The sequence below is a fragment of the Pantoea nemavictus genome, from assembly GCF_037479095.1.
GTDB lineage: Bacteria > Pseudomonadota > Gammaproteobacteria > Enterobacterales > Enterobacteriaceae > Pantoea > Pantoea nemavictus.
The window spans coordinates 3,848,947-3,872,064 of the sequence record NZ_JBBGZW010000001.1; the positions used below are offsets into that span (position 1 = coordinate 3,848,947).

Consider the following 23,118-nt stretch of genomic DNA (forward strand, 5'->3'; position numbering starts at 1 on the left):
GAGGAGCATGTGATGGCAAAACCCCCTTATTTACATCCGGGAGAACAGGTGGTGCTGTATGACGGCCTATGTAAACTCTGCAACGCGTGGGTGGTGTTTTTGCTTCGTCACGGTATTCCGCGCTCTATACGTTTCGCCGCAGTACAGAGTGAGCAGGGCAAAGCGCTATTACGTTTTGCCGGTTTACCGGATGACAATATCCGCACTATTGTTTTCATTCACGGTAACGATCGCTGGCTGCGCGCGCAGGCTATTTTTCGCATCATGCGCTTTTTGCCGTGGCCATGGCGCGCGCTCTCTCTCTTTAGGTTTATGCCTGACGTTATCAGCAATTATTGTTACGACCGCATTGCTTTAAATCGCTATCGACTATTTGGTCGCTACGACACGCATTACGTGATTAAGTCAGATTATAACGGACGGTTTTTAGATCAGTGAAGCAGGGCGTACTCGCGCCGTATTAATTTTCATAGCGGTACTCTGTCTCCATAATCGTTTTCGCCATCATGGATTTAACCCATTCGGTGGGTTCCCGTTTGCCACTGCGTTTGTGTGAATAGATTTTAACGGTGAACCTTGGCGCCGGAAAAGGCAGCCTGAAGGTGGTGACGTCCACGGCCTTATTGATTTTACCGGCCACGAAGGAGGGAATGGCCATGAGAAGTTCGCTTTCTGCGACAATAAATGGCGCACTCAGCATTGAAGGCGTTCTCATGGTAATGCGACGGTGCTGACCTATTTGAGCAAGATGAAAATCCAGCAGCCCCTGCTTTTCATTCCACGGCGTAACAACCAAATGTCCGGCTGCAAGATAAGACTCTAGATCAAGGCTGGTTCGTCGCGCATTGGCAATCACAATAAATTCATCACTGAACAGATCCATTTCGTCCAGGTCTGGATGGTTAACCTCTCCCGGCTCGCTAAAACTCAACGCTAAATCGATTTCACCGGCCAGTAGTTCAATCAGGGCCGGGTTATGCGGCAGATGGCACAGTTCAAAACTCAGGTTTGGTGCTTGTTCGGTGAGCGCATTCATCAGTCCAGGAAACACACAAAATGCGGTGTAATCGGTTACCGCGATTCTAAAACAGTCATTGCTGGTAAGAGGATCAAAGGGTTTAACCGGACAGAGATGCTTATTTAATCCTGTTAGCGTTTCGGCGATATAGGGCGCGAGCTGACAGGCATAGACGCTAGGACACATTTTGTGTCCTTCCCGATAAAAAAGGGGATCTTTGAAAAACTCGCGCAGTCGAGATAGCGCATGGCTCAGCGCCGAGGTACTGAGGCAAAGCTCGATGGCGGCCAACCTTACTGATCTATGCCTAAAGACTGCGTCGAAAACGGGGAGAAGATTTAAGTCGAGCCGACGCAGGACATGATGCATGAAATTCACCTAGCATTGATTTTATTGCACTTATTTCATCGAACAATACCCATTATGCTGGATGGCATCAATCTGATTCAGTAAGAAAATAATAAATGAACATGACTATTCGACAGGCTAATTCTGCAGACGCAGACGCTATCCACAGCATGATCGCCGAATTGTCGGTTTATGAGCAGGGATTGCAGGCGTCACTCACCACTGCAGAAGAGATCAGACAGGCGCTTTTTAGCCCCGACAGTAAGTTGGAAGCGTTTATCTGTGAGATTGACGGATCTGCTGCCGGTTATGCTGTGATTACCAGTAGCTACTCTGCCTGGCTGGGCCGCCGCGGAATTTATATGGAGGACATCTATTCCTATCCGATTTACCGTGGTTTGGGTGTGGGCAAGGCACTGTTGCAATATGTCGCGCAGCACGCAGTGAAGCGTCAGTGTAACCGCATTGAATGGAGTGCTTTAGATTGGGACCAGTCAGCAAGAGATTTCTACCTGAGTATTGATGCGCTTCCCCTCAACGAGTGGATCCGTTATCGCCTTGACGGGGCAGCGTTAGAGAAGTTTGCTGCAGCCGATCCGCACTGAGGGTTCCGCCTCAACGTGTTCACCGCGCAATACAAAGACAAAAAAGGCCGCCTGACGGCAGCCCATTTTGGCAACTCCATTTGCGACCATGATTATTTGGTCAGGCGAGCAGTCATATGCACCTGGTTACCGGCATAGGCTTCAGTGATGCTGTAACCCATTCCTACCTGTTTTGCTTTTGCAGCGATCTGCGCTTCAGCACCATCCAGAGTTGAGGCCGTAGCCGTAATAGTCTGGGCAAAACTTGCTGATGACAGCAGTGAAAGGGCGATAATAGCAACGAAAGTTTTGGTGGATTTCATGGTCATTTCCTCAGATTTTAAATTTGATATGAGGCGTTTTGCCTCGATGGAATGCATAGTAGACCTCTCCAGCTTGAGTAAAAATCCCTATTTCCTGTCTAAATTGATCAAAATAATTGAATGAAAGATATTTTTCTATTTGCCATTCGCCGCCGAAAAAAAAGCCAGCATTATTGTCAACTAATATGAGACTAACTTTGCCTTTATTCGTCATTGTTGATTGATTAGGTTTACGATAATTTTCTCCTATCGGAAGGGCATCAGCGCCTCTCCTCATTCAACCAGGAGAAAAAAATGATTGAACAACGTTTAGCTGACCAGCGCGGACTGGGCGATCACGGCTGGTTACGATCGCATCATACTTTTTCATTCGCTAACTATTGGGATCCCAAACAGACCGGATTCTCTGATCTGTTGGTCATCAATGATGATCAGGTGGCGCAAGGGCGCGGCTTCGGTGCCCATCCGCATAGCAATATGGAAATCATCTCTTATGTGCTGGATGGCGCGCTGGAGCATAAAGACTCTATGGGCACCGGTTCAGTGATTGTGCCGGGCGATGTACAGCTGATGAGCGCCGGAAGCGGCGTAACACACAGTGAGTTCAACCATTCAAAACAGGCAGGCGTGCATTTCCTGCAAATTTGGGTGGTGCCTGCGGAAAAAGGCGGCGAGCCGCGTTACCAGCAAACCCGCATAACGGAGCAGGAGAAACGGGGCAAATTCAAACTCATCATTTCACCGGATGGGGCAGAAGACTCACTGAAAATCAGACAGGATGTGCGCATTCACGCTGGGCTGTTTGCGGGAGATGAACAGCAGACGATGACGCTAGCAGAAGATCGCTATGCCTATATTCATGTAGCGCGAGGCAGTTTGATGGTTAATGGCGTTCTGTTCCGTGCCGGCGATGGTGCGCGAGTACGCAATGAACCGACGCTGGTGTTCAGCGGAGGAGAAGAGGCGGAGGTATTGTTGTTCGATCTGCGCCCCAATGAAGTTAATCATCCTGTGCGTTAAATAATGACCGGCCAAACTGGCCGGTCTAATGATTAACGTCAATTACAGCGATTGCAGGAAGGCCAGTAAATCGGCATTCAGCTGTTCGGTATGGGTAACCGCAAAGCCGTGCGGCGCGTTGTCATACACTTTCAATTGCGCCCCCCCGATCATTTCAGCAGCGACTTTCCCTGTGGTTTCGAAAGGCACGATTTGATCGTTGCTACCGTGGATGACCAGCGTAGGAACGTCGATTTTTGCCATATCTGGACGGAAATCCGTCTCGGAGAAGGCGGTAACACAATCAATGGTGCCTTTCAGGGAGGCCAGCAGCGCGATATTTAACGTCTGCGTCAACGCCCCTTGTGAAACCGTTTGACCGGCGTTGATACCATAAAATGGCGTTGCGAAATCACTGATGAACTGCGCACGATCTTTTCTCAAGCCCTGACGAATGCCTTCAAACACCGACAGATCCACTCCTGCAGGATAATCGGCGGCTTTGCCGAAAATCGGAGTCACCGCGCCCAGCAGTACTAAGCCATCCACGCGTGCAGTGCCATAATTATTAATATAGCGCGCCACATCGCCGCCACCCATCGAGAAACCGACCAGCGTGACATTTTGCAGATCGAGATGCGTGATCAGGTCATTTATATCAGCCGCAAAGGTATCGTAGTTATATCCTTCCCACGGCTGTTCGGAGCGACCAAAGCCACGGCGATCGAACGCGATAACGCGATAGCCATTCTCCGCCAGGAAGTTTAGCTGACTGTCCCACATATCACCGTCTAGCGGCCAGCCATGGCTGAACAGCACCGGCTTACCTGTACCCCAATCTTTAAAATAGATCTGCGTACCATCCTGAGTCTTTAATGTGCTCATGTTCCTGCCTTATACGATTTTGATGAAAGAGTGCGCCTTATTCAGGCGCCACGAGATAACGCACTGCCGGAAGTTCTGTGCCTTGATGGAATCCCAACACACGATCCTGAATCTTTTGATCGTTGATGGTGTAACGTTCGCGCTGGCGTAGATGTTCCATCCACGAACCGACGACGAAGTTCTCAACAAATATGCCGGGCTGCAGCATGTCTTCATAAAGGGACCAGTTCATCGCGCCGCCACGCCTTCGGACACGGCGCATATCCTGCATACAGACCGCAAAGCCATGTGCATCGCTGCGGTTGATCTGATAGTGATAGCTCACCATCACCGGGCCGCGGTCGTGTCTAATCTCCAGCTCAGGCAAGGGATCGCTAACCGTGCTGAGATCGAGATTCAGATCGGGATCCTGATCCAGCCGCCAGCGCATCACTGTCAGGCTCGCCAGTAACATGCCCAGGGTGGCCACGGTAAGAGAGAGTGAGATGCTGAAGTGGGAGGCCAGTTGCCCCCAGATGGCGCTGCCTAACGTCATTGAGCCAAAAAACACCGTGAGATAGACCGCCAGCGCCCGGGCTTTAACCCATTTTGCCGCGCTACGCTGTGCACCGAGGTTGAGCGTGGACAGAACGGCAATCCATGCAAAACCGGTGAAGAACTCGAAAGCGTTAAGCAGCCAGATGTGGCGGATGAACGCCAGCGCCAGCATAGTGATAGCAAACATGATGCTCGCCAGCACCATTAAGCGGTCAGGATTGAAGCGTTTACGCATACGCGGTAATAACAGCGCTCCGCAAATCGCCCCTACGCCGATACAACCCAGCATGATGCCGTAGCCGCCTGGCCCGAGGCCCAGCTCCCGCCGTGCCACCAGCGGCAATAACGCCCAACCGGCACTGCCAAAGACAAAGAAGGCGACGGTACGTACCAGCACATTACGCAGCACCGGTGCGGCATGAACATAACGTACGCCTGCTCGCACCGCCGGGAAGAAGTGTTCCGGTGGCAAACGTTGCACGCTGGGCTGCGCTTTCCATACGAACAGCACGATAAACACGCCGAGTACCGAGAGCGCATTGAGCAGAAATACCATCCACGGGCCGGCAAAAGACAGGATGAGGCCGCCTAGCGCCGGGCCAATCGCGCGACTGATATTGATACCAAGCGAGTTAAGCGCAATGGCGGGGCCAAGTTCTTCCTTGCTGACCAAATCCGGCACGATGGCCTGGAACGGCGGAGAGCTCATCGCCGCGCCGGTGCTCAACAGGAACGCGGCAATCAGCAGCACCATCGGTGTCACCAGCCCAGCCCAGGAGAGGAAGGTCAGGCCCGCCGCGGCGATAAACACCCAAATCTGCGAGAAAAGCAGGTATTTACGGCGATCAACAATATCTGCCATCACACCCGATGGCAGGGCAAACAGGAACATCGGCAGGCTACTGGCGGCCTGCACCAGCGCCACGGAAAGCGGGTCGGCACTTAGCGTCAGCATGGTCCAGTTGACGCCCACATCGTTCATCCACGAACCGATATTCGATACCACTGTCGCAATCCATAGCATGCGGAACACCCGCTGGCGCAGCGGCTGCCACGGCGAAACGGCCACCGCAACGGCAGGTACATCCGCATCAGGTGTATCGTGAACATCATTAATCTGCGCCACGTGACACCTCCGCTGATTCTGCGCTGAAGAGGCGCCAGCGTCCGGCGCCGGTCAGTGCAAGCGTGGTAAAGATGATCAGCAACAGCCAGCCAAACTGTCCTTCCGCCACGCTCCAGTCGGGATGGACGAACACCATCGCTACCAGTAATACGCCGATAATCGGCAGACAGGCGAGGCGGGTAAAGACGCCGAGCAGGATAAATAGCGGACAGACCACTTCGGCAAAAATCGCCGGAAGCAAACTCATGTAAGCACCGAGGCCAAAAGGATCCTCAATACGCGTCAGTTCTTCGCTGAAATGAAATATTTTCGGCAGGCCGTGTACGTGAAGCAACAGCAGGCAGGCCGTCAGACGCAGGAAGAACAGCCCCGCATCAATGCGGGGCGGCTGAGAGAGTGAATGTTTCATGGTTTAGAAGGCAAAGCAGCTGCAGCCAAGCGCGCCCCAGAAGGCGTTCTCTTCCGAAACAGGCAGGTTGGCGCCGCGCGCAATCTCATGCGAATGGGTATGTACGCCGCACGGGCCGCTGCAGTGATGGGCTTGCTGCATCATACCAACGCGAGTTGTTGTGGTGGGCGGTGCGCTGCGATAGTGGCCAGGCACCATGACGACGGGCGACCAATCGGGCAGGACCGGAATCGAAGGCGGTGCTTCCGCGCTAAAGGATCCTGCGGCATAGACGATATTCCCGTCCACCACGGTCAGCACCGATTCAATCCCTTTAATCTCCTCTTCCGGCACGCTGAAGTAGTCTTTGCTCAGTACCACCATGTCAGCCAGCTGACCGGATTTGATCTGCCCCTTTTTACCTTGCTCGCTGGAGAACCAGGCGCTTCCCTGCGTCCACAACATCAGCGCGGTGTCACGATCAAGGCGTGCGTTGATGTCGTACATCTGCATACCACCAACGGTTCGGCCAGACACCAGCCAGTAAAGTGCGGTCCATGGGTTATAGCTAGCGACACGGGTAGCATCGGTTCCCAAACCAACCGGCACGCCGGTTTCTAGCATACGCGCGACCGGCGGCGTGTGTCGGGTGGCTTCAATACCGTAACGCTCGGCGAAGTATTCGCCCTGGAAGGCCATGCGATGCTGCACGGCAATGCCTCCGCCTAACTCTTTAATACGATCAAGGTTACGTTGCGTTACGGTTTCGGCGTGGTCGAAGAACCAGTGCAGCCCGTTGAAGGGGATGTCGCGGTTTACTTTTTCAAACACATCCAGCATGCGACTGATGGATTCATCGTAAGTGGCATGCAGACGGAACGGCCAGCGGTGCTCCACCAGGTGACGCACTACGCGCTCCAGTTCATCTTCCATACCTGGCGCCAAATCCGGGCGTGGTTCGAGGAAGTCTTCGAAATCGGCCGCGGAAAATACCAGCATTTCACCGGCGCCGTTATGGCGGAAATAGTCGCTGCCCTGGCCCGGCGTCAGCATATCCGTCCACTTTTCGAAATCTTCCAGCTCATGGCCCGGACGTTGGGTAAACAGGTTGTAGGCGATACGCAGCGTCATCTGCTTTTTCTCATGCAGTTCAGCAATCACTTCGTAATCTTCCGGGTAATTCTGGAAGCCACCGCCGGCATCAATGGCGCTGGTCAGGCCCAGGCGGTTCAGTTCGCGCATAAACTGACGCGTTGAATTCACCTGCTGTTCCAGCGGCAGCTTGGGACCTTTCGCTAAGGTGGAGTAGAGGATCATCGCGTTCGGACGCGCAATCAGCATGCCGGTTGGGTTGCCATTGCTGTCGCGCTGGATCTCGCCACCCGGCGGATTCGGCGTGTCTTTGGTGTAACCGACCACTTTTAACGCTGCACGGTTGAGCAGGGCGCGGTCATAGAGATGCAGGATGAATACCGGTGTATCGGGCGCCGCTTCATTGATCTCATCCAGCGTCGGCATACGACGTTCGGCAAATTGGAACTCGGTCCAGCCGCCCACCACACGCACCCACTGGGGAGACGGTGTGCGCAGCGCCTGTTCCCGCAGCATGCGCAGTGCATCAGCAATGGAGGGCACGCCTTCCCAGCGTAATTCGAGGTTGTAATTGAGCCCACCGCGGATCAAATGAAGATGGGAGTCGTTCAGGCCGGGGATGGCGGTATGACCCTTAAGGTCAATCACTTTGGTGCCTTCGCAATGGTGTTGCATCACGTCGGCCAGACTGCCGACTTCAAGAAACTTACCGTCCCGAATGGCGACGGCGTCGGCAACGGGGTTGCCACGGTCGACGGTATGGAATCGACCATTCGTCAATATGATGTCTGCTTTACCTAAAGTAACCATAAAACCTCCTGAATGAGATGCCCGCAATAGCAAGAGTGGCCGCGGACAAAGAGATGTCCTGCCGATTTCGCAGGTTAAGGACGTGAGCGGATTATGTTCAGGAGGGCTGGAAAGCGTCTAGTTATACAAAAGGATAGGTATACCTTCGTATAGTTATACCTATAGATAATAGTTTGCCTGCTCAAAGCTTCTTAGACTGCGTCGAGACATTAACCTCAATGGGATAAAACAACATGACGACGAGCAAACTTGAAGTACTGACACCGCAAAACTGCCAGATCATCTTTATTGACCAGCAGCCACAAATGGCGTTTGGTGTGCAGTCAATTGACCGCCAGGTACTGAAAAACAACGTGGTTGCGCTGGCCAAAGCGGCCAAAGTTTTCAATATTCCTACCGTGCTGACTACCGTTGAGACCGAAAGCTTCTCAGGGAATACCTTCCCGGAGCTGCTGGATGTATTCCCTGGCCAGGATATTCTTGAGCGCACCTCAATGAACTCCTGGGATGATCAGAAAGTCCGTGACGCACTGGCGGCTAACGGTAAAAAGAAAGTTGTGGTTTCAGGTTTGTGGACCGAAGTCTGTAACAACTCTTTCGCGCTGTGCGCCATGCTGGAAGGTGATTATGAAATCTACATGGTGGCTGATGCGTCGGGCGGCACCACGAAAGAGGCCCACGACTATGCGATGCAGCGCATGATTCAGGCCGGTGTCATTCCGGTAACCTGGCAGCAGGTGATGCTGGAGTGGCAGCGCGACTGGGCGCACAAAGACACCTACAACGCGGTAATGGATATTGCCAAAGAGCATTCAGGGGCTTACGGCATTGGTGTGGATTACGCGTACACCATGGTTCATAAAGCGCCTTCACGTCAGAAGAGCGAGCATCGTACTCTGGCTCCGGTCCCTGCACCGATTCGCTAACTGCTCAGGCGGGCAGATCCGTTCTGGATTTGCCTGCCTCTTTTGACAGGAGGAACTGTGCATCCTTTACTCATTTCTCTGGCTGCTGGCGTGTTTATCGGCTTGCTTTATGCGCTGCTCAAGGTGCGCTCCCCGGCGCCGCCCGCCGTGGCGTTAGTTGGCTTGCTGGGTATGATCATCGGCAGTTCGCTAGGGGGAAAATTGACGCACCCCGTGGCCTCCGCCGCGCTAGACGATAAAAATCGGACTTTAACTGCAGCCGAAAGGCCGTCCCAACGCCTCGTTTTACACCCAAAACAGGAGGGATAATGATGTTGAAAACCTATGCGATTTCGTTATCCGTCGGCATTTTAGTTGGCATTATTTATGCCGTAATGGACGTCAACTCACCTGCGCCACCGGTGATTGCGCTGCTGGGGCTGTTTGGTATGCTGGTGGGCGAGCAGATTGTCCCGCTGTGTCAGCGGCTCATTAACCGTCAGCCGATCACTCTGGCCTGGTTTCGTCATGAATGTGTCCCTAAAATCAGTGGCACACCACCGCCTTCAGGCGACAAAACCTCTTAAAGAGGGATCTCAGGGAATGAATAATCATTAAGGAAAACAGCATGCAGCTGTCGCAGCGCATTGTCGTTGTTGATGATGAACGTTCTGTTCGCAGTGGCCTGACTAATCTGCTTCAGTCTGAAGGTTATGTAACCCAGGCGTTCGAGTCGGCAGAGGCGCTGTTAGCGGATGCGTCGGCGCTGAAGGACGCTGCGCTGTTCATTATTGATGTTGAACTCAAAGGGATGTCGGGCTTTGACTTGTTCAGGGAGCTGGTTCAGCGTCTTGAGAATCCACCCGGCATTATTATCTCCGGCAACGGTGATGAAAATATGCTCTGGTACGCTATCAATCTGGGCGCGATAACCTTTATGCGAAAACCTATAGATATCGACCTGCTGTTTGAACACATTCGATTGGCGTTTATGTCCCAGGCTATGCGCCCATGAGTACGCTGTTCCTGTCATTAAATATTGCAGACGACGCTGGCCTGGTGCTGTCCGACGACATCGTCTTCCGTCATCTCGCCCAGCAAGGGCTGGTGGAATGGCTTGAATGCCGGCACGAGATCTCCGGTGAAACCTTCGTTCTGGCGACGGCAGCAGGCGAAGAAGCGACTTTTCAGGTTACCCAGCTGTTGAAAAATGAGTATGCGCTGCGCGCGTCATTAGCAGAAAGTTGGGCGCTAAAACCGATCAGGCACACGTTATATCAAGGGCGCTACGCCCTGATTTACCCGCCTTTCAGCTACCAAACACTGGCCGATTACCTGCACATGCCCGCAGGAAAAATCCAGAAGTTCATTAGTCATGCGCTGCTTTTGTGCCACGCGGTTAGTAAGTTGCATCAGCAAGGTGTGGTTCATGGTGACATAAAACCCGCCAATTTTTTCTTTACGGACGACTGTGAGGTTGTCCTCGGCGGTTTTGGCCTGGCTTTTATGGAAAACGAAGCTCAGCAGCCGCTGGGCGCACCTATCGCCGGCGGAACGCTGGCCTACATGTCGCCTGAGCATACGTCACGCACGCCGCACCGCGTTAGTCGGGTCAGCGATCTCTACAGCCTGGGCATTGTGCTTTATGAGTTGCTCACCGGCAAACTTCCCTATGGCAGTGCCGATGGCGGCGAAGCGGAGTGGGTACACCATCACATTGCTTCCGAAGCGCTGCCGCCGCACATGCTGCGCAAAGATGTCCCACTGGTACTCTCCTCCATCATTTTACGCCTGCTGACCAAATCGCCAGAGCATCGCTATCAAACGGTTGAGGGAGTATTGGCCGATCTCAGGCGTTGCGAGTCAAATTTGATGCCTGGCGGCAGGGTAGAGTCTTTTGCCTTAGGCTTACAGGACATGCAGACCTCGATACTTTTATCCGACGAGCTGTACAGCGACCACGCCCAGGCCAGCGAGATGTTAGTAGCGTTTGATGAGGTATGCCGTAGCGGTAAACACTGCACGGTAGCCATTTCTGGATCTCCCGGCTCAGGCAAATCTTCCCTGATGGTCTCGGCGTTAAAAATCCTGCGTGAGAAAAATGCGCTACTGACGGTGACGAAAGCCGACCAGCATTCCCCTATTTTGCCCTATGCCGTATTTACCTCAGCGTTCCGCTCGCTGACGCTGCATTTACTGGGCCTTCCGGCTGAGGAGATGGCGCGCTGGAAAACCCATATTGGGCGGCTACTGGGTGACTATGCCGATTTGGCGGTCAACCTGGTGCCCGAATTGGGCATCCTGCTTAATCAAAAAGCCAGCGTACCAACCGATGCGCACTCGCTGGATGCGCGAAATCGTTTAAATCTGCTGGCCTGTAGCCTGGTCAAAGCGTTTACGGCACCCGGTCGACCGCTGATTTTATTAATTGATGATGTGCACTGGGCCGATCAGGCAACCTTGCAGCTGCTGGAAAATTTGTTACGTTCCAGTGAAGATATTCCCTTGTTACTGGTGATCTCTCACCGCGATTATGCCGCGTTGCCTTGTCCCGAGGTGTCCGCCAGCCTGCAGCGTCTCCGTGCGGCAGCTACCCGCATTGTGGATATCACGCCTGAGCCGCTGTCGCCCAAAAATATTGCCAACTGGCTGGCCGGACTTTTCCACGCGCGCAGCGCAGAGACGGCAGAACTTGCGCAGATTATCCATGAAAAAACCGCAGGTAATCCGCTCGCCACGCGTGAATTTTACCGTCAGGCGGTACGCGATCATCACATTACTCACTTCGCGTCTGATAAATGGACCTACCATCCGCAGGCACTCAAAAACTGCCATTACACCGCCAACGTCGCAGCCTGCGTATTACAACAGCTGCAATTACTCTCTTATCCCGTCCGCCAGCTTTTGGGCCAGCTAGCCTGTTTAGGCAGCGCGGATGATTTGCAGGTTTTGCGCCACATTCTGGGCATTGAGGTTAGCGCGATCCAGGCAACGCTGTTACCCGCAGTTGAAGCCCGGCTGATTGCGTTAACAGAGAGTCGCTATGCCTTTATGCATAACAGCATGCATGAAGCCGCCCTCAATTTGATTACGTCCGAAGTGAAAGACCATTTTCATCACGCTGCCGCTGAGTTCTACATGCGGGCAACCCGCGAGGATAGGTCGCATACGCTACTGTTCAGTGCCGCACATCACATCATAACCCTCAAAAATCATGAACTGCTCACGCCAGATGCTGCTGCCTTCTGCCAGCTGTTACTGCAAGCGGCGCGGCGAGCAAAAATGATGGGTGATTACGTTTCCGCGCTGCGTTTTTTACACTGTGCCCGCGCGCTTAGCGCTGTTTCAGGATTAGAAGAGCGTGGCGAATTTCTATTTGAGCAAGCCGAGTGCGAGTTTTTAAACGGTAATTTATCGGCCGCGCTGGCGTTGAGTTCCGAGATTCTGGCCACGCCAGGCGCTGTAACGGATAAAGCCGATGCGGCCACGCTGATTGCTGAGATTCATATGCGCCAGTCAGATAGCCAGTTAGCACTGGAGACAGCGCTTGCCTGGCTGGCGGTTTTTGGTATCCATCTTGACCGCTATCCCAATAAAGCGGAGTGCGATGCCGCAAGATTGTTATTGAAAGAGGATGTGGGGAAAAATCCCTATACGCGCTTCCGCTCTTTGCCGCGTCTTACCTGCCACAAGACCGAAGCCGTGATGAACCTGATGGCCAGTGCCAGCACGTTCGCGGCCTTTATCAGTCCGCGTCTGCAGTTCATCATCCTGTGTAAACTGCTTCACCTGACAATGGCCAAAGGCATCAGTGGTGCATCAACGTTGGCGCTCTCGTGGTACGGCGTGGTGTGTGGCGATCAGTATGATGAGTACAGCCGCGGATTTGCCAGCGCATTGCTGGCGCGTGAACTGGTGTATAAGCACGACTTTGTCAGCTACAAAGCTCGGACGCTGATGCCACTGGATCAGGTCAGTGTCTGGACCATGCCGCTGAGTTACGCCATTGAGTGCGCTAAAGCGACATTTGATGTGGCGGTGGATATTGGCGATCGCACCTCAGCGTGTCTGGCGCTGCGTCATCTCACCATGAATTGCCTGGCGCGTGGTGACCATCTGGATGGGGTACATACCTCAATAACCCGCGGCATAGCGTATGTGCGCAAAGCACAATATCGCGATGTGGAAGTGATTCTGGGTATGCAGCTGGATTACGTCATGTTCTTGCGTAAGCCTGGAGCAGAGACATTTTCAGGCGATCACTTTATCTCGCCCGTATTAGCGGTGGTGAAACCCGAGAACGCCATTGAACCACTCTTGCTGATGCAGTTCTGGGCTCGGCTGTATAAAGGTATGGCGCATTTTTTCGCCGGTGAATATGCTGCCGCTCATCGCCAGTTTACTGACGCAGCCCCTCTGACCGCGTTCATCCCCGGTCATGTGCATATGCTGGATTTTCATCTGTACAGCGCGCTCTCACTCTCTATACCGCTACAGCCGACTGAGTTTGATGTCACGATGCGGCAGCGACTGCAGCGCCATCTGGATAGAATCGTTACCTGGGCATCGGAAAACGCCGGAACTTTTGCCGACAAAGAAGCGCTGTTGCGCGCCGAACTGCTAAGGCTGGCGGGTGAAACCGGGGAGGCAATGGAGCATTATGAAAAGGCCATTGAGCTGTCGCGGAAAGGCCAGTTCCATCATATCAATGGGCTGGCGTGTGAGCTTGCCGGTCGTTTTGCTCATGCTCGCGGCATGACCTTTGCTGCAGATGGCTATATCAAAGGTGCCCACTTAGCATGGGATCGTTGGGGAGCGGGGGCCAAGGTACGTCAGCTTGAAGCACACTATCCTCATCTAACAGCCCTGCATCCACAGACGGCTTTAAACACCGTAACGTTCGAGCAAAGCGCGGCCATCAGCGACTTGCAAAGTATGGTGACCGCCATGCGCGCCTTAACCGAAGAGATAAACCTTGATCGGCTGATCCATATTTTGATGATGATGTTGGTGGAGCGGGCCGGGGCGCAGCACGCTATTTTGATCCGTTTAGTGGACGGCAGTGTGCCTGAAATTCAGGCAAGAGCATCGTCAACGGTGGACGGGGTCAGAGTTAAAATTGTCAATGAGCGACCGGTTGCCACCGATCTGCCGCTGTCGATCCTTTCAGCGGTGATCCGTACCGGACAAGAGATCCGCACCGGAAGACCGGAAGTGTTCAGCCCGTTCAGTCAGGATAATTATCTGGTTGCTTCCGGCGCGGCGGTAATGTGTGTGCCAATGTTCAGGCAGGCGCAAATGGTTGGGGTGCTGTATCTGGAGAATCGACTGATGCCGGATGTGTTCACTGCTGAACACTCGCGCATTGTCTCTATGCTCGGCGCCCAGGCCGCGGTTTCACTTGAAACCGCACGGCTGTATGCCGAACTGTTGGAAGAGAATATCCAGCGGCGGAAAATTGAAAAGCAGCTGCGCGCCAGCCAGACATCATTGATGCTCGGTGAAAAAATCAGTAACACCGGAACCTGGCACTGGCATCTGACACCGGATATCCAACTGATCTCGGATGAATATAAACGCATCATGGGACTGCCAGCCGAACAGCTAAGCACTTCAATGGTGGAGTTTCAGAGCCGGGTGCATCCTGATGATATTCATTGTCTGAAAGAGTTGATTGAAACCAGCGTCCTGAATGGCGTGAGTATGCAGGCAGAGTTCCGCATTATCCGTGATGACGGTGAATGTCGCTACATTAAAGGCATCGGTGAGCCAGTAGAAAATTGGCCGGAGGTCGCCGAATATTTCGGCACGCTTACGGATATCACCGCGCAACGCCATTCAGAAGATGCGGTGAGGATTGCGCAGGCTGAACTTGCGCGCGTCGCGCGCGCGACGACGGTGGGGCAGTTAACCTCATCTATCGCGCATGAAATCAATCAGCCGCTGATGTCGATTGTGGCGAATGCGGGTGCCAGCTTGCGCTGGTTGAAACGCGATCCGGTGCATCTGGCAAAGGCCACTGAAGGTATAGAAGAAATTATTAAAGAAGGTCGCCGGGCAGGTGAGATTATTCGCGGCTTACAATCCCTCACGCGGAATAATGTTTCTGAATATGGTCCGGCAAGAATGCATCTGCTGGCGCGCGATATTTTAACCTTGTCACGCCTGGAGCTTGAGCGTCGATCTGTTTCTCTGGAGTTAGAGATTAAAGCAGAGAGGGATGAGGTTTTTTGCGAGAGTGTACAAATTCAACAGGTGCTGCTTAACCTGGTCATCAATGCTATCGAAGCCATGGCCGATAATTCTGGCGCGCGAATCCTGCGGCTGGCCTCATCAAATCCTACGCCTGGTTTTATTCGTATTGAGGTCGCGGATAATGGTTCTGGCTTATCAGAAGATGTTATCGATAAAATCTTTGATTCTTTCTATACGACTAAAGCGGATGGTATGGGAATGGGGCTGACGATCAGTAACGAAATTATCAAGCGTCATGGTGGCGTGCTAAATGCAGAAAATCGCCAGAGTGGCGGGAGTTTATTCTGGTTTACCCTACCGGTGCATGGGGTAACCTAATTTTTAATGTCGTCCTCCCGCACTATTTTGCGGGAGGCGCGCTACGGCATAATAGTAATGAAATAGCGCGCTTATTCATCTTTTAATAAGTTTAGCTTTTCTGCTGCCCGTACTAGCTCTGAAATGGAACGCACCGACATTTTGTCCATTACTCTGCGCTTATGTACTTTTGCGGTAATTTCACTGATGCCCATCTCGGCGGCCATCTGCTTGTTCAATAAACCGCGAATGAGGAACTGCATCAGTTCCTTTTCACGCGGCGTCAAAGAGTGATAGCGACCGGTCAGCGCTCGTTTTTCCTCTGAGAGAGCCACGCTTTTTTCGGCTAACGCTAGCGCATCAGACACGACTTGTACCAGGTCATCAGGCATCACGGGTTTGGTCAGAAATTCAAACGCCCCCGCCTTCATTGCCCTGACCGTCAGCGGAATAGTGCCGAACCCAGTCAGAAAAATAGTCGGAATAGCGTATCCGCGTTCTGTGAGTTCATGCGAGACATCGAAGCCATCCATACCCGGCATGTTCAGGTCTACGATCAGACAGCTCGGCGTACTGAAGTGAGATTGCTGTAAAAATTGAGCAGGAGAAGTAAATGTTGAGATCAGGTAGCCTTCTGAGCTCAGAAGATTTTTCAGCGCGGTGATGACGGAGGGGTCATCGTCAACAATATAAATCGTTCTATCCATAAAAACTCATTGGGACTCTTACGAGTTCTATTCACTTTGTGCGAAGTAATATACCCGCAAAGTGGCGTGTTAGGAATGGCGAAAAACTTATATTTCAAATCGATTATTCATTGCGCAATTAAACTGGCTGGCCCGTAAAAAACACACGGGGAAATGCCTTTCAGCGCAAAGGAGACTGATCTGAACACCTTTATTACCTGACTCCTGATTGCGTACTGGAATAAAAAATTTGCTTGGGAAAAGAATTTGAACAATCCTTTAAGCCGTAGGCTAGATTGTAAGTAGAGTTGTGCTGCAGAAAATGATTCAGGTGAGAGGGATGAAAGTCCTCTCACCCGGCAAGTTTTACAGCGCTAATTCCAGGTAATCAAGGCTCATCAATACGCGATACCTTCAGCGTGGTTTGATCGCCACGTCCATAAACCTTTCCGCTGACGCGAACTTTATCGTCGGCCGAATAGGTTTTTTCTTTAAACGTAGACTTTTCTGCCTGAATGGTAATGGTTCCCGTATCATCGCGGAATCGATAATCATCGCCCTGCAACTTTTCAATGATATGACCTTCCAGCGTGACATAACCACCCTGACGGAAATCACGAATACGCGAAATAGGTGTCTGCCCCGTGTCTTCAGAGCCCTTGTAGCCGGCATCCTGATTATTTTGCGGGGGGGCCGTCTCTCCCGACTTGAATCCGCCTTCGGCGGCACCCGCGCCCAAACTCAATAACAGCAGCGTTGAAGCTAAAAAAATACGTTTCATATACTCTCCATGAATTTATTCGCTTATCTGCTGCTAAGTCTGGCACAAATATTTATGCCTGCACGCCAGACAGTTATTTAATCCTTAATGGTTAAGCGTAACGGTAATGAGCGATCACCTACCTCCGCCATTTTTTCCGGGATGATCTAAACTTAAATTCTAAACCAAGCTGGGAGTTTAAAATGACTGATGCAAAAAAACAGACGGATAAAAAAGACGTGAGTGAGGAAAACCATCCGGCGAAAGATAATCCGGCTGAGCATGGTGAAATACCGAGAACGCGCGATGATAGCGAGGATGATAAAAAGGATCCTTTTCGCGATGAATGAGGTGTTATTTCCGCGAAAGTTAAGCGTTACGTGGAATAAGGAACAGCATCAATAAAGGCAGGGCCGCGAACAGCAGTAACGCGGCCGGCGCGCCTGCAACGCTATACAGCTGGCCAAACAGCAGTGAACCGATGACCTGACCGGCCGCTAACATGAAAAACAGCATGCCTACGCCAGTGGCGGGAGCTTGCTCTGTTGCCGCGGCGCCCCACACCAGCAGCACACCGGACAGCGTCACGTACGCCGCGCCCCCCAACGCCACGGCGGGAAATAGCCAACCTGACGCGTGATGGCTGGCCGCCAGCACCAGTAACGGGATGGCCAGGCAGCACTGTGACAGCCGGTAAACCTGCGACATTCCCAGCCATTTTGCCATCGGGCCGGTCAGCGCCCCGACAATACCTGCCGCACCCGCGATGAGCCACAACAGGCTAACAATGTTGTCCTTGACGGCAATGCGCTGCAGCAGTTCTGGACCAAAGCTCCACCAGGCTGCGCTGGCAATCCCACTCACCAGGGCAATGACGATCAGCCGCTGCAGGGATCGCTGGCGCAGGCTGTGATACCAGGATGGGTGACGAACGGTTTCTTTCTCTGCTGGCAGCTGGCGCCATAGCGGCACCACGCAGCACAGCGCCAGTAGCGCGAAGAGCGCACATGCTGCGCGCCAGCCGCCCGGTAACCAAAAGAGTATCGGTACGGAGAGCATAATGCCCATGCTGGTGCCGGCATTGATCAGCGTATTCATCTGCGGCTGTTGTTCAACGTCAACCCGTTGGCTCACCGCCGCCGCCAGCGCCGGAGAGGCGAGGCCAGCGCTCAGGCCAGCGATAAATAATCCTGCACCAAGCATCCAGGCCGAGCTGGCTAAAGCCAGTATCAGCATGCCGGCTGCCGCGCACAGTGCCGCTACGCTGGCGGGCATTCTTGCACCAGCACGGGCGGTCATCATCGGCGCAAGCATGACCGCCACGCAGTACGCGGCGAAGCTGCAGGCGGCAAGCACGCCGGAGATGCGCGGCGTAAACGGAATAGCGCGCATCACGTCGGGCATCATCAAACCCCAGGCAAAGCGCGCCATTCCGTAGGTGACGGCGATAAGCGCAAAGCCCGTCAGGCCCAATGCGCAGTTTTTCATGTTTTACCGCTTAACAGCTGCAGCGCTGCTGCTTTGCCGGTTGCACAGGCATCCGCCGCGCCCAACACTAACGCTGAGGTCAGCACCCCTTCAAACAGCAGCCAAACGGCATCCGCCAGCGCGCTGTTTTCCGGCGATGATTGCGGATTCACGCAGCGTGCAATGTAGGCGCGCATATGATGACGATACGCCATCGCCTGTTGGGCCAACGCGATATCTTCGGCGGCGTACTCTCCCCATGCCTTGAGGAATAAGCAGCCATTGTTGCCGTACTCAAGCATCCATTCACGCATGACATCGAACATCTGGGCTACCGCATGCGGATGTTCTGGCTGGTGTAACGCGGCAAAAAAGCGCGCCTGGCGCGCCTCCAGCACCGCCGCCGTTAACGCTTCGCGCGAGGGGAAATAGCGATAGAGGGTGCGCGTGGAGACTTGCGCCTCACTGCAGATGCGATCGGTGCTGGTGGCATGAAAGCCGTTGAGATAGAACAGCCGCTCTGCGGCCTGGATGATGTCCTGTTTCTTTTTCATCCTTAAAAAGTAAACCGATCGCTTTACTTTTGCAAGCCGGGCATTTCGCTCCGCCATGATGCCGAGGCGAAAAAAAGCCCGCGCTAAGCGGGCCTGGTAGATATCGCTACCGAATAATCTCGTATTGAACGCGTGCTGTGTATTGCAGCCACAGAGTGTGGTGGAGACATATTACATTAATATTTCGTTACTGGTCATAGGAGTTAACAATGGCAGCAACCTGGAGGGTTCTGTCACATTTATCAGGACAGACTACTCTGATAGTTGACCCTAAACGGCTGACTTATCCGCTAGCGTCTCGCTATGCGGTTTTTACATGCTTAACTCTGTGGTGGGGTGAAAACAGAGGACAGAATGCAGTTAAACAGGAAAATGGATACCCGGGCCACCAACGATTCGGGTTTGCTCAAAAGCATTGTGCTGTCCGGTGTGTTGCTGATCGTCACGGTGGTGAGCATGAACATCTGGACCTTGCGCGAAGCCTGGCTGGGAACGGTGCGCCAGGCGCAAGAGTCTGCCATGAATCTGGCTTTGTCTCAGTCGCGTCAGGCTGAAGATACCTTCCTGCAGACGGAACTTTCGCTTCGCCAGATACAGCGCGATTTGCAATTGCAGCTGGCAACCCATATTCAGGGCGCTGACCTGAGTCATACCATGCGCGAGTTGCAACGCCGTTTGCCACAGTTGCACGGGCTGTTTTATTACGATGCGAATGGCAAATGGATTGCCACCTCGGCCGCGCGCGTGCCTGCCGATATCAATAATTCCGATCGCGAATATTTTAGCTATCAGCGCGTTAACCGCCGCAACAGCGTACATATCGGTCCGGTGATCACCAGCCGCAGTACCGGCGATCGGGTGATTCCGGTTTCGCTGCGCGTGAGTGACGCCAGCGGCGGTTTTAAGGGGGTGCTGCTGGCGACCATCAAGGTGGATTATTTCCGCCGTTTTTACAGCTATTACGAACTGGGTAAACGTGACGTACTGGTTTTAATGCTGGCTGACAGCACCGTTCTCTATGCCCGGCCGATGCCGGACAGTTACATCGGTAAAAATCTCTCTGCCAGCCCGCTGTTTCAGGAGATGTTGGCCAGGATGGATCGCGGCAGCGGGCAGTGGAAATCGGTGCTCGATGGGCAAGCACGCATTTTTGGCTTTGCGCGCTCCGATCGCTATCCGATTATTGTCGCTGCCGGTTACAACAGTGACGATCTGTTCAGCACCTGGATTAATGGGCGAGGGCAGGACATTATTCTCAACCTGATTCTGCTGCTCACTATCATTTTGCTCGGCACAGTCCAGCTGCGTCATGCGCGGCGCGTGTTGCGCTATCAGCAGGAGCTGACCAGCCTGCGCGACGAATTGCATCACGCCAACCTCGCGCTGAATCAACTCGCCCATGTCGATGGTTTAACCGGTTTGGCGAATCGCCGTGAATTCGACCGCTTTCTGCAGGAGGCGCTGGAAAACGCTGCGGCTAGCGGTAAGCCACTTTCGCTGATCATGATGGATATCGATTTTTTCAAAGCTTATAACGACACCTACGGGCACATCGCGGGTGATAACTGTTTAAAAGTGATTGGCGGGGTTTTAGCGTCGGTGGCCCGGCGGCGTTCAGATATGGCGGCGCGCTATGGCGGTGAGGAGTTTGCGCTGATCCTGCCAGATACCTCATTTGATGAGGGCATGACCCTGGCGAAGCGGGTGGTCGAAGCGGTGCGGGTGTTGCATCAGCCCCACATCTCCTCGCCGAAGGGCCAGGTTACGCTCAGCGCCGGCTGTGCCACCACCGCTTCTCCAGCCTCAATCAGCGCAGTAAAACTGCTGGAGCACGCCGATCATGCCTTGTATCGGGCGAAGCGCGCAGGGCGTGATGGCGCACAGGGCGTGCAGGTGACGCCATCCGCTGAGGGTATGAGTGACGCACAGCGCTAAAGCGACGCGTTATTCCACAGCAGGCAGCTGATAGTTGATATATTGACGCAGCGCCTCGTGCATTTTGCTATTCATCTCGTCGTCTAAACCGCGCTCCTCATATTCTTTCGCCAGCTGAATAATCACCTCATCATATTTTCCTTTAAAGGTGATGTTATTTACCGCAACTTGCTTAATCATCAGTTCCCGCAAGGCGGCGACTTCTATTTCTAATCTATTGACGTTTTCTTCCAGCTCTTTCACGCGTTCTTCACTCGACATACGCTCTCCGGATGTTATTACGCTGTGGCGATGATAGGGCCTGAATATCGCATTGGCATGCGCGTAATTCAAGAGGGGGATAAACAACGTGAAACGAAATAAGTGATGTTATTAACACTCGGCATTGGCGGATAATAAGCCATCATCAGTTATTACTGACCCTACGCGAATAAGCGCAGCGAGAGCCAGAATGAGTCGACTATTTCGCCACAGGCAGATCCGCCAGTCGGGTGGTATACGCGGGTGATAGCATCTCGCGCTTCATTGACCAGGGCTTTTGAATCCCTTGCCCGGCAAACCATAACGCACCGCGCTGGTGGGCATTCATCTTGTCGATCAGCGCCATCAGTTGCTCACTATTATGACGCGGCTGATAATCGGCAAACAGGTCAAACTGCGCGACACCATCGCTAAAGAAATCGCCCAGCATGACGCCGCCTTTCATATAACGCTTACCGGGGATCCAGATGCGATCTAAACAGTTGAGCGTTGCCTGAATAATGTCACGGCTGTCTGCGGTAGGTGTAATCAATGTCTGACTGGCCGCATTGGCGTAATAGGGATGATGCGGATCGTGCGGGCTGGTGCGAATAAAAGTGCCAATATGCCGACAATATTGCCGCTCGCTGCGTAGTTTCTCTGCGGCACGTGCGGCGTAATTAGCGATAGCTTCGCGCATGTCATGATATTCGGTGATGCGGTCACCAAAGGAGCGCGAGCACAGAATATTTTGACGATTGGGAATCACCTCTTCAAACGCCAGGCAAGCCTCGCCACATAATTCACGCACCGTGCGCTCCAGCACTACACCGAAATGTTTACGGATCAGTGCCGTGGGGGTTTCAGCGAGCTGCAGCGCGGTATTAATGCCCATCAGATTGAGCTTTTTTGATAAGCGTCGGCCAACGCCCCACACCTCTTCAACCTTGACCAGTTTCATCAACTCACGCTGGCGGTGCGGCAGGGAAAGATCCATCACATTCTCAGCTTTGGTCCAGCGCTTAGCGGCCCAGTTGGCCAGCTTGGCGAGCGTTTTCGTCGGCGCGATACCGACGCCCACGCGCAAGTGGGTGTCCTGATAGATGCGATCGCGAATGTCACGGCCTAACTGGTCAAACGTCATGCAAGCGTCGATGCCAGTGACATCGACAAAGGCCTCATCAATCGAGTACTCATCCACGCGCGTTGATATCAGCGCCAGCGTCTCCATCACGCGCCGCGACATATCGCCATACAGCGCATAATTCGATGAGAACACCACCACCTTGTGGCGCATTAACTCTTCGCGATGTTTAAAGTAGGGCGCACCCATTTTGATGCCGAGTGCTTTAGCTTCCCGGCTGAGGGAAATAATGCAGCCGTCGTTGTTCGACAGCACCACAATCGGTTTACCACGCAGGTCCGGGCGAAATACCGTTTCGCAGCTGGCGTAAAACGCGTTCACATCCACTAAGGCGAACATTAGCGGCCTATGGTTTTAATCACGTGTTTAACGATGCCGAAGACTTCGAACTCATCAGCGTCAGGAATAGCAATAATCGCATGGGCGGGATTCATCGGTTTGAGGTGCAGCTCAGGCTGCAACATCAGCTGTTTCACGGTGAACTCACCGGAAAGCGAGGCAACCACAATGTCACCGTGTTTGGGCTTAAGAGAGCTGTCCACAACCAGCATGTCACCTTCATTAATCCCACCGTCGATCATCGAGTCACCGCTGACCCGAATGAAGTAGGTTGAGCTGGGATGCTCGACTAGGAAATTATTGAGATCGATGCGTTGTTCAACGTAGTCCTGAGCTGGCGACGGAAAGCCGCAGGGCACGCGGCTAATGAACAAGGGTAACGCTAAAATGGCGCGGATCTCCGCGGGCTGATAAAACTGCATGGCT

23 protein-coding genes are annotated in these 23,118 nt (G+C 53.2%); 10 read left to right on the top strand and 13 right to left on the bottom strand.

From position 1 onward, the window contains the following. Positions 1 to 12 precede the first annotated feature (12 nt). Positions 13 to 438: a thiol-disulfide oxidoreductase DCC family protein gene (locus WH298_RS17730; protein ID WP_049851865.1), complete on the top strand. Its 426-nt coding sequence runs from the start codon at positions 13 to 15 to the stop codon at positions 436 to 438. Positions 439 to 460: 22 nt separating this feature from the next. Here WH298_RS17730 and WH298_RS17735 read toward each other — a convergent pair whose 3' ends face one another. Then, complete coding sequence (locus tag WH298_RS17735; RefSeq protein ID WP_036621699.1) at positions 461 to 1,387, bottom strand: LysR family transcriptional regulator; 927 nt, start codon at positions 1,385 to 1,387, stop codon at positions 461 to 463. 95 nt (positions 1,388 to 1,482) lie between these two features. Between WH298_RS17735 and WH298_RS17740 the strand changes: the two genes are divergently transcribed. Further along, positions 1,483 to 1,971 (top strand): GNAT family N-acetyltransferase, encoded by a 489-nt coding sequence (locus WH298_RS17740; RefSeq protein ID WP_180823455.1) that lies wholly within the window; start codon positions 1,483 to 1,485, stop codon positions 1,969 to 1,971. A 92-nt stretch (positions 1,972 to 2,063) separates the two neighbouring features. On the opposite strand, the gene WH298_RS17745 is transcribed toward WH298_RS17740, so the two are convergent. After that, on the bottom strand, positions 2,064 to 2,273 hold the full coding sequence (locus WH298_RS17745) for a DUF1471 domain-containing protein (protein WP_180823741.1): 210 nt from the start codon (positions 2,271 to 2,273) through the stop codon (positions 2,064 to 2,066). Between the two features lie 294 nt (positions 2,274 to 2,567). Here WH298_RS17745 and WH298_RS17750 point away from each other — a divergent pair, with 294 nt between their 5' ends. Beyond that, complete coding sequence (locus WH298_RS17750; protein WP_180823456.1) at positions 2,568 to 3,293, top strand: pirin family protein; 726 nt, start codon at positions 2,568 to 2,570, stop codon at positions 3,291 to 3,293. A gap of 42 nt (positions 3,294 to 3,335) precedes the next feature. Here WH298_RS17750 and WH298_RS17755 read toward each other — a convergent pair whose 3' ends face one another. Genes WH298_RS17755 through WH298_RS17770 form a run of 4 tightly spaced genes read right to left on the bottom strand, consistent with a single transcriptional unit; the run spans position 3,336 to position 8,110 of the window. Further along, positions 3,336 to 4,157, bottom strand: a complete 822-nt coding sequence (locus WH298_RS17755) for an alpha/beta fold hydrolase (RefSeq protein WP_007891147.1) — start codon at positions 4,155 to 4,157, stop codon at positions 3,336 to 3,338. Positions 4,158 to 4,194: 37 nt separating this feature from the next. Then, a complete protein-coding gene (locus WH298_RS17760; RefSeq protein WP_180823457.1) occupies positions 4,195 to 5,820 on the bottom strand; it encodes an MFS transporter in 1,626 nt (541 codons plus the stop codon). Continuing rightward, a complete protein-coding gene (locus WH298_RS17765; RefSeq protein WP_007891145.1) occupies positions 5,807 to 6,229 on the bottom strand; it encodes a DoxX family protein in 423 nt (140 codons plus the stop codon). The genes WH298_RS17760 and WH298_RS17765 overlap by 14 nt, the downstream gene beginning before the upstream one ends. Before the next feature lie 3 nt (positions 6,230 to 6,232). Continuing rightward, the gene (locus WH298_RS17770) at positions 6,233 to 8,110 is read right to left on the bottom strand and encodes an amidohydrolase (RefSeq protein ID WP_180823458.1); all 1,878 of its coding nucleotides are present in this window, start codon (positions 8,108 to 8,110) and stop codon (positions 6,233 to 6,235) included. Positions 8,111 to 8,343: 233 nt separating this feature from the next. Here WH298_RS17770 and WH298_RS17775 point away from each other — a divergent pair, with 233 nt between their 5' ends. The 5 genes from WH298_RS17775 to WH298_RS17795 are packed head-to-tail and all read left to right on the top strand — an operon-like array spanning position 8,344 to position 15,588. After that, a complete protein-coding gene (locus WH298_RS17775; protein WP_007891143.1) occupies positions 8,344 to 9,036 on the top strand; it encodes a hydrolase in 693 nt (230 codons plus the stop codon). Positions 9,037 to 9,093: 57 nt separating this feature from the next. Beyond that, on the top strand, positions 9,094 to 9,345 hold the full coding sequence (locus tag WH298_RS17780; RefSeq protein ID WP_180823459.1) for a DUF1427 family protein: 252 nt from the start codon (positions 9,094 to 9,096) through the stop codon (positions 9,343 to 9,345). Between the two features lie 2 nt (positions 9,346 to 9,347). Further along, positions 9,348 to 9,602, top strand: coding sequence for a XapX domain-containing protein (locus WH298_RS17785; protein ID WP_036621728.1), 255 nt, complete (start codon positions 9,348 to 9,350; stop codon positions 9,600 to 9,602). A gap of 41 nt (positions 9,603 to 9,643) precedes the next feature. After that, on the top strand, positions 9,644 to 10,030 hold the full coding sequence (locus WH298_RS17790; RefSeq protein ID WP_007891139.1) for a response regulator: 387 nt from the start codon (positions 9,644 to 9,646) through the stop codon (positions 10,028 to 10,030). Next, positions 10,027 to 15,588: an AAA family ATPase gene (locus tag WH298_RS17795; protein ID WP_180823460.1), complete on the top strand. Its 5,562-nt coding sequence runs from the start codon at positions 10,027 to 10,029 to the stop codon at positions 15,586 to 15,588. Before WH298_RS17790 ends, WH298_RS17795 begins: the two co-directional genes overlap by 4 nt. Positions 15,589 to 15,659: 71 nt before the next feature. Here the strand turns inward: WH298_RS17795 and WH298_RS17800 are convergent, their stop codons facing one another. Together WH298_RS17800 and WH298_RS17805 are read right to left on the bottom strand one after the other, a co-directional pair. Then, positions 15,660 to 16,274 carry a response regulator transcription factor gene (locus WH298_RS17800; RefSeq protein WP_007891134.1) on the bottom strand — a complete coding sequence of 205 codons (615 nt, stop codon included), beginning with the start codon at positions 16,272 to 16,274 and terminating at the stop codon, positions 15,660 to 15,662. A 367-nt stretch (positions 16,275 to 16,641) separates the two neighbouring features. After that, positions 16,642 to 17,034 carry a YgiW/YdeI family stress tolerance OB fold protein gene (locus WH298_RS17805; protein ID WP_180823461.1) on the bottom strand — a complete coding sequence of 131 codons (393 nt, stop codon included), beginning with the start codon at positions 17,032 to 17,034 and terminating at the stop codon, positions 16,642 to 16,644. Positions 17,035 to 17,216: 182 nt separating this feature from the next. On the opposite strand from WH298_RS17805, the gene WH298_RS17810 reads away from it, so the two are divergent. Continuing rightward, positions 17,217 to 17,363, top strand: a complete 147-nt coding sequence (locus WH298_RS17810) for a hypothetical protein (RefSeq protein ID WP_007891130.1) — start codon at positions 17,217 to 17,219, stop codon at positions 17,361 to 17,363. Between the two features lie 19 nt (positions 17,364 to 17,382). Here the strand turns inward: WH298_RS17810 and WH298_RS17815 are convergent, their stop codons facing one another. Both WH298_RS17815 and WH298_RS17820 read right to left on the bottom strand, forming a co-directional pair. Continuing rightward, positions 17,383 to 18,501, bottom strand: coding sequence for an MFS transporter (locus WH298_RS17815; RefSeq protein WP_180823462.1), 1,119 nt, complete (start codon positions 18,499 to 18,501; stop codon positions 17,383 to 17,385). Next, positions 18,498 to 19,034, bottom strand: coding sequence for a TetR/AcrR family transcriptional regulator (locus WH298_RS17820; protein WP_049851862.1), 537 nt, complete (start codon positions 19,032 to 19,034; stop codon positions 18,498 to 18,500). Before WH298_RS17820 ends, WH298_RS17815 begins: the two co-directional genes overlap by 4 nt. A 354-nt stretch (positions 19,035 to 19,388) precedes the next feature. On the opposite strand from WH298_RS17820, the gene WH298_RS17825 reads away from it, so the two are divergent. After that, complete coding sequence (locus tag WH298_RS17825; RefSeq protein WP_180823463.1) at positions 19,389 to 20,969, top strand: sensor domain-containing diguanylate cyclase; 1,581 nt, start codon at positions 19,389 to 19,391, stop codon at positions 20,967 to 20,969. A 9-nt stretch (positions 20,970 to 20,978) separates the two neighbouring features. Here WH298_RS17825 and WH298_RS17830 read toward each other — a convergent pair whose 3' ends face one another. From WH298_RS17830 to umuD, 3 genes are all read right to left on the bottom strand, one after another. Next, positions 20,979 to 21,230: a hypothetical protein gene (locus WH298_RS17830; protein WP_007891122.1), complete on the bottom strand. Its 252-nt coding sequence runs from the start codon at positions 21,228 to 21,230 to the stop codon at positions 20,979 to 20,981. A 199-nt stretch (positions 21,231 to 21,429) separates the two neighbouring features. Further along, positions 21,430 to 22,692, bottom strand: a complete 1,263-nt coding sequence (gene umuC, locus WH298_RS17835; RefSeq protein ID WP_049851860.1) for a translesion error-prone DNA polymerase V subunit UmuC — start codon at positions 22,690 to 22,692, stop codon at positions 21,430 to 21,432. Further along, positions 22,692 to 23,114: a translesion error-prone DNA polymerase V autoproteolytic subunit gene (gene umuD / locus WH298_RS17840; RefSeq protein ID WP_180823464.1), complete on the bottom strand. Its 423-nt coding sequence runs from the start codon at positions 23,112 to 23,114 to the stop codon at positions 22,692 to 22,694. The genes umuC and umuD overlap by 1 nt, the downstream gene beginning before the upstream one ends. Positions 23,115 to 23,118 lie beyond the last annotated feature (4 nt).

Bases quoted from the DNA above. Each gene is read 5' to 3' on its own strand.
- WH298_RS17730 (WP_049851865.1), top strand. From the start codon at position 13: ATGGCAAAACCCCCTTATTTACATCCGGGAGAACAGGTGGTGCTGTAT.
- WH298_RS17735 (WP_036621699.1), bottom strand. From the start codon at position 1,387: ATGCATCATGTCCTGCGTCGGCTCGACTTAAATCTTCTCCCCGTTTTC.
- WH298_RS17740 (WP_180823455.1), top strand. From the start codon at position 1,483: ATGAACATGACTATTCGACAGGCTAATTCTGCAGACGCAGACGCTATC.
- WH298_RS17745 (WP_180823741.1), bottom strand. From the start codon at position 2,273: ATGAAATCCACCAAAACTTTCGTTGCTATTATCGCCCTTTCACTGCTG.
- WH298_RS17750 (WP_180823456.1), top strand. From the start codon at position 2,568: ATGATTGAACAACGTTTAGCTGACCAGCGCGGACTGGGCGATCACGGC.
- WH298_RS17755 (WP_007891147.1), bottom strand. From the start codon at position 4,157: ATGAGCACATTAAAGACTCAGGATGGTACGCAGATCTATTTTAAAGAT.
- WH298_RS17765 (WP_007891145.1), bottom strand. From the start codon at position 6,229: ATGAAACATTCACTCTCTCAGCCGCCCCGCATTGATGCGGGGCTGTTC.
- WH298_RS17770 (WP_180823458.1), bottom strand. From the start codon at position 8,110: ATGGTTACTTTAGGTAAAGCAGACATCATATTGACGAATGGTCGATTC.
- WH298_RS17775 (WP_007891143.1), top strand. From the start codon at position 8,344: ATGACGACGAGCAAACTTGAAGTACTGACACCGCAAAACTGCCAGATC.
- WH298_RS17785 (WP_036621728.1), top strand. From the start codon at position 9,348: ATGTTGAAAACCTATGCGATTTCGTTATCCGTCGGCATTTTAGTTGGC.
- WH298_RS17790 (WP_007891139.1), top strand. From the start codon at position 9,644: ATGCAGCTGTCGCAGCGCATTGTCGTTGTTGATGATGAACGTTCTGTT.
- WH298_RS17795 (WP_180823460.1), top strand. From the start codon at position 10,027: ATGAGTACGCTGTTCCTGTCATTAAATATTGCAGACGACGCTGGCCTG.
- WH298_RS17800 (WP_007891134.1), bottom strand. From the start codon at position 16,274: ATGGATAGAACGATTTATATTGTTGACGATGACCCCTCCGTCATCACC.
- WH298_RS17805 (WP_180823461.1), bottom strand. From the start codon at position 17,034: ATGAAACGTATTTTTTTAGCTTCAACGCTGCTGTTATTGAGTTTGGGC.
- WH298_RS17810 (WP_007891130.1), top strand. From the start codon at position 17,217: ATGACTGATGCAAAAAAACAGACGGATAAAAAAGACGTGAGTGAGGAA.
- WH298_RS17815 (WP_180823462.1), bottom strand. From the start codon at position 18,501: ATGAAAAACTGCGCATTGGGCCTGACGGGCTTTGCGCTTATCGCCGTC.
- WH298_RS17820 (WP_049851862.1), bottom strand. From the start codon at position 19,034: ATGAAAAAGAAACAGGACATCATCCAGGCCGCAGAGCGGCTGTTCTAT.
- WH298_RS17825 (WP_180823463.1), top strand. From the start codon at position 19,389: ATGCAGTTAAACAGGAAAATGGATACCCGGGCCACCAACGATTCGGGT.
- WH298_RS17830 (WP_007891122.1), bottom strand. From the start codon at position 21,230: ATGTCGAGTGAAGAACGCGTGAAAGAGCTGGAAGAAAACGTCAATAGA.
- umuC (WP_049851860.1), bottom strand. From the start codon at position 22,692: ATGTTCGCCTTAGTGGATGTGAACGCGTTTTACGCCAGCTGCGAAACG.
- umuD (WP_180823464.1), bottom strand. From the start codon at position 23,114: ATGCAGTTTTATCAGCCCGCGGAGATCCGCGCCATTTTAGCGTTACCC.